Annotated in this window: 8 protein-coding genes; all 8 read left to right on the top strand. The window is 45.9% G+C overall.

What is annotated here, in order from left to right; all coding sequences use genetic code 11:
* Positions 1–522 (top strand): serine/threonine protein kinase (locus IH879_19090; protein MCH7677033.1); only part of this gene is annotated, 522 nt, incomplete at its 5' end.
* A 4-nt stretch (positions 523–526) separates the two neighbouring features.
* Positions 527–718, top strand: a complete 192-nt coding sequence (locus IH879_19085) for a hypothetical protein (protein ID MCH7677032.1) — start codon at positions 527–529, stop codon at positions 716–718.
* Positions 719–744: 26 nt separating this feature from the next.
* A complete protein-coding gene (locus IH879_19080; GenBank protein ID MCH7677031.1) occupies positions 745–1,581 on the top strand; it encodes a DNA-formamidopyrimidine glycosylase in 837 nt (278 codons plus the stop codon).
* 18 nt (positions 1,582–1,599) lie between these two features.
* Entirely contained in the window at positions 1,600–3,027 is a 1,428-nt protein-coding gene (locus IH879_19075) for a DASS family sodium-coupled anion symporter (GenBank protein ID MCH7677030.1), read from the top strand.
* A 10-nt stretch (positions 3,028–3,037) separates the two neighbouring features.
* Positions 3,038–3,505: a universal stress protein gene (locus IH879_19070; GenBank protein MCH7677029.1), complete on the top strand. Its 468-nt coding sequence runs from the start codon at positions 3,038–3,040 to the stop codon at positions 3,503–3,505.
* A 350-nt stretch (positions 3,506–3,855) separates the two neighbouring features.
* Entirely contained in the window at positions 3,856–4,377 is a 522-nt protein-coding gene (gene tpx, locus IH879_19065; protein ID MCH7677028.1) for a thiol peroxidase, read from the top strand.
* Between the two features lie 92 nt (positions 4,378–4,469).
* Positions 4,470–4,826, top strand: coding sequence for a hypothetical protein (locus IH879_19060; GenBank protein MCH7677027.1), 357 nt, complete (start codon positions 4,470–4,472; stop codon positions 4,824–4,826).
* A 119-nt stretch (positions 4,827–4,945) separates the two neighbouring features.
* Positions 4,946–5,263: creatininase family protein (locus tag IH879_19055; GenBank protein MCH7677026.1), on the top strand; the 318-nt coding region annotated here is incomplete at its 3' end.

Genomic DNA, 5,263 nt, shown 5'->3' with positions numbered 1-5,263 from the left:
ACCAAGCTTAAACGCGACGTCGCCATCAAGTTTTTGCCGCACCGCATTGCCGCCAGTGAAGAAGAGCGCGAGCGATTCAAAATCGAGGCGCAGGCAGCGGCAGTGCTGAACCACCCCAACATTGCCACGATTTACAATATCGAAGAAGTCGATGACGAGATGTTTATCGTCATGGAATACATTGAACGGCAGGAATTGCGCGAAATCGTAGGGGCACAAAATTTTGTGCCCCTACCCGACGTTCTGGATTACGCCACCCAAATCGCCGCAGGCCTGCAAGCCGCCCATGAAAAGGACGTCACCCACCGCGACATCAAATCTGCCAATATCATGATCACCGATAAAGGTCAGGTGAAAATCATCAAATGTGATGAACACATTGTTATGCCTAACCATTTTCATGCTGTGATTATGAATGTAGGGGTAGACCTGCGTGTCTGCCCCGAACCTGACACCCACCCCGACGCACACGAGGGCGAACACATAGGTTACGCCCCTACCGACCCTTGTCCCATGGTTTAAAACAATGACCGCAAACGAAGACATTCGCGGTGTCAAACAGCACAGCTGGCCAGACTTTCCGGGCAAATTGTGGCAGAGAAATTATTATGATCGCATAATCCGCGATGAAGATGAATTAAATCGAATTCGCGAATATATCATACATAACCCCGAGAAATGGGATGAAGACAAAGACAACCCGAAGAGCTGGAAATAGATTCATGATTTGAAAAACCGGTTTTTATGCCTGAACTACCCGACTTAGTCTACATTGAAAAACATCTTGCCGATTTCTTACCCGGCAAGAGAATCAAAGCTGTCGAAATCAAAGAGCCGATTGTCCTCCGGGCGCTCATTCCGGAGGGGTTTGAGGACGGACTAAAGAACGCTTGTTTTCAGAAAGTTTACCGCCACGGACCGTTTTTAACTTTCACTTTTGAGAGCGATGTAGAGTTGGTAATTCACCCGATGCTGGCCGGAAAATTCAAAATTGCTGAGAGTGCAGACAAGCCGGGCCGCAGTATGTGTTTTTCTTTGCACCTCGACGACGGCTCGTATTTCAACTACCTGGATGACAAAAAGATGGGCAAGGTTTACTTGACCCAATCCGCTGACTTTGATAAAATTCCAAGATATCTGCAGCAAGGCATAAATATTTTAAGCAAAGAATTTACTTTGGAGAAATTTCAAAATCTGATAGCCAAACAGCGCAAGCAAGTGCGCGTTTTTTTAATGGATCAAACCCGGCTCAGTGCCATCGGCAACGCTTATGCCGACGAAATTCTGTTCGATGCCGGGCTGCATCCGAAAACTTTCTGCAATCAGTTAACGGCGGCAGAAGTCGACACTTTGTACGACAGTATTCTCCGCGTGATAAAATGGGGCATCGAGCAAGTTGAACAAGCAGCAAAGCCGATTGACATGAAAGTCAGGGATCACGTTAAAGTACGCAATCGCAAAGACCAGCCCTGTCCGAAATGCAATACGACCATCCGGCGAGCCGGTGTATTAGGGCACGATACATTTTTCTGTCCAGTTTGTCAGCCCGCCAAAAGAGCACAGTTCATCACCTGGAATTAATACGGAGAGCCGCACATTATGACTAAATTCCTGAGCGGTTATTCAAAGTTGGAAATCTTTGTCCAAAGAGCGTATCGTCCTTTCTTAATCATAATTTCCTGCGCAATTTTTTTCGTAATCTTAAATTTGCCAACCCCGGAAGGATTGACTCCACAAGCACAAAAAGCTCTGGCTATTTTCTCCGTCTGTATTTTCTTGTGGGTAACTCATGCTCTGCCTTTGATGATTACCAGCCTGCTTGTGGTGATTCTGTTTCCATTGACCGGCGTGTTGTCGACGCATGATTCTTATGCCCTATTTGGTAATGAGGCGATCTTTTTTATTCTGGGCGCTTTTATTTTAGCCTCAGGAATTATGCGCTCCGGACTCAGCACAAGATTGGCTTTACTTGTCTTGCGGCATTTTGGCAGGTCACCAAATTTTTTACTTCTCGGTTTTTTATGTTTGTCGGCCTTTCTATCTTTTTGGATGTCGGAACATGCCGTTGCTGCGATGCTGTTTCCCATTGTTTTAGAAGTTGTGAATGCTTTAAAGTTGGTTCCTTTAAAAAGTCGTTTTGGTACCGGCCTGTTTCTCGCCATGACCTGGGGCTGTATCATTGGCGGGATTGCGACTTTTTTGGGAGGCGCACGTGCACCCCTGGCAGTTGGTATTCTAAAACAGAATACAGGTCTGACAATCGACTTTTTAGACTGGACTTTGGCCGCTTTGCCGACAGTTTTCGCCATGCTTGCGTTTGGCTATTTTGTGTTAAGCAAAATGTTTGCGCCGGAAATTCAAAATGTCGATCTAGCACGAACCGCCTTGAAGAAAAAAGAAGAGAAAATGGGCCGGATGACCCGGCGTGAGAAATCAATTGCATTGTTGATGATTGTAACAATTCTTGCTTGGGTTTTTGGCGGTGCCAAATTTGGCCTGGCAAACATTGCTATCGCTTCCGTTGTAGTCGCTTTCATCTTCAGACTTTTGGATTGGACAGAAGTCGAAGCTGACGTAAACTGGGGCATCTTTTTGATGTACGGCGGTGCGATTTGTCTTGGCTTTGCAATGGATATGACCGGAGCTGCACACTGGCTTGCCGAAAAATCATTGGGCTATTTTGTACATTCACCGTCGATGTTGCTCCTGAGCATTGCGTTTATCGCCTTGTTTTTGACCGAAGCAATAAGCAATACCGCAGCAGTAGCTTTAATGCTGCCGCTGGCTTTAGGATTGGCAGCTGATTTTGACCTGGATCCCCGGATCGTCACTCTGTCATTAACAATCCCGGCCGGGTTGGCATTTCAACTGCCAATGGGGACGCCTGCCACCGCCATTGCTTACTCATCCGGATTTGTTCGGATGCGGCACACGATTATCGGGGGATTTATACTAAAAATATTTGCTTTCATTGTTTTTGGTCTTTCAATCTTTTTTTATTGGCCATTGATTGGGTTTACTTTTTAGGGTTTTTAAAATGAAAAAAATTCTTTTGCTCGTCTCATTTTTAAGAAGTTCAAGCAAGACAATAGAAGATGCCATGCTTTTGGCAAAGTTTGAAAATGCCGAGCTGGTTCTTTTCTTTGTTCTGGACATGAAGTATGCGGACAACATTGCAAATACGCTCACGAGCGAAGGGTGGATCGGCTCCAAACCTTCGGAGCAGCTATATCTCTCCTTACTCAAGGAGTATAAAATGCAGGCTGAAGCAAAAATCGGTCGGATTCAAGAAACTGCACAACAACTGGATATACCGGTACGGTCGGTTATTAAAAGCGGTTCGGTTCTGGAGGAAACTTTAAAAATCACCGAGGAAGAAAAGCCGGATCTAATTGTGATCACCCGTAGAAAACGTTCCAAACTTTCCAGGTTTATTTTTGGCTCCATGGTGAGTGCGTTAATCAAGCAAGTTGACTGTCCCGTGAAAATTATCGATTCCGAATGATTTTGTTTGCATGAATTTCGCAAATCATTTATATTTCAATTTAAATAAACGGACACAGGGACACCGAGGAGCACAGAACTCACAGAGAAAAAGATTTAAATAAACGTGAAGATAAGAGATGGCAGACATTGAAGAAATTAAATGCTCCTTTCCGGAGGGTGGGAATTCATCACCGTTCAACGACTTAGTGCAGGGAAGGGATGCCCGACGACTCGGGCATGACATATTGAAGTTTTGCCTGAAATGGAAATTCATGACTTAACCGGGTTAGAAAAATAAATTAGGATCATAGAGTCTTTGTGGTTCTTAGTGTCTGGGTCCAAGACGTTTTAGAAAAAGGAGGTTCAAAAATGCCGGTTGAAAGAAAGGGGGGCGTTACATTTAAAGGGAATCCCATGACCCTTTTGGGAAATGAAATAAAAGTTGGTGACAAAGCGCCGGATTTTAGTGCATTAGCTACTGATATGTCCGAAGTAACATTAGATACCGATAAAGGTAAGGTGCGTTTGATTCTGTCTCTCCCTTCTTTGGACACAGCTATTTGTGACGCTGAGACAAGACGCTTCAACGATGCCGTCACCCGTTTTCCGGATAACGTGGCTGTTTATGCAGTTAGCTGCGACCTGCCGTTTGCACAAGGTCGCTGGTGCGGGGCCACCGGAGTCGACAAAGTGAAAACGTTGTCTGACCACAGGGCGGTAAACTTTGGCGAAGCTTATGGAACCTGGATAAAGGAGCTGCGCCTGCTGAGCCGTGCAATTTTTTTAGTCGATGAAAACGACACGGTGCAATACGTGGAATATGTACCGGAAATTGGCGAGCATCCGAATTACGATGCTGTTTCCGAGGCAGTAAACAAACTGGCTTCCTAAACTTGCAATTTGTAGGGTGCGGGTTCGACTTTACGAAATAAAATTCTGATGGTATTTCACCGATCCGGATGACTTTATAACCAGGAGGAACCATGTCTTACGACTTCTACAAAATTCTGCATCTATCAGCGGTTCTAATGATATTTTTGTCTATCGGCGGCATGATCGCATTGGCGCAGGCAAAAGAGGCCGGCGCTGCTGCCAACAAGATGATGAGCATGTTGCACGGCACGGGGCTGCTCATTGCCTTGATTGCCGGTTTCGGTATTATCGCCAAAATCGGTTTAGACTTTGATGGCTGGGTTATCGGAAAGCTGATTATCTGGGTGGTGTTCGGCGGGCTCATGGTCTTGATCAAGCGTAAACCGGAAATGAGCACGGTCTGGGCGGGACTCAGCATCGCGCTGGGAATCCTTGCGACCTACCTTGCGGTCATAAAACCGTTCTAAAGATTCAAAATCATTCTTAAAAAAAGGCTCGTTATGGAGCCTTTTTTTGTTATAAAATCTTTTTTAAGAAAGGAGATAATGTCATGCCCACTCTGCGTAGTTGCGTTTGGACTATCCTGATGATTTGTGCGCTGCCATTTTTTGCCAGCGCACAGGAATCGAACCCTTCGACCCGCGAAATGAATTTGGTCACCTGGCAGGAGTTTCAGGAGTTGGTACCTGAGAAAATCGAAACGGTTCTGTTGCCGGTCGGAACACTTGAGCCGCATGGTGTGCTTCCAAACGGCTCGGATAATCTTGCCCCGGAAGCCATGGCCCGGGAACTCGCTGCCAGGCTGAATGCCATGATCGCGCCGACACTAAATTACGGCGTGACCGGAAGTATGAAAGCTTTTCCCGGCGCATTTGCCATCAGCGAACAAGCCTACCGCACTTTC

Source organism: candidate division KSB1 bacterium (genome assembly GCA_022562085.1).
Lineage (GTDB): Bacteria > Zhuqueibacterota > Zhuqueibacteria > Oceanimicrobiales > Oceanimicrobiaceae > Oceanimicrobium.
Note: the sequence above shows the minus strand (reverse complement) of the source record. Positions and strands in the feature narration are given on the sequence as shown.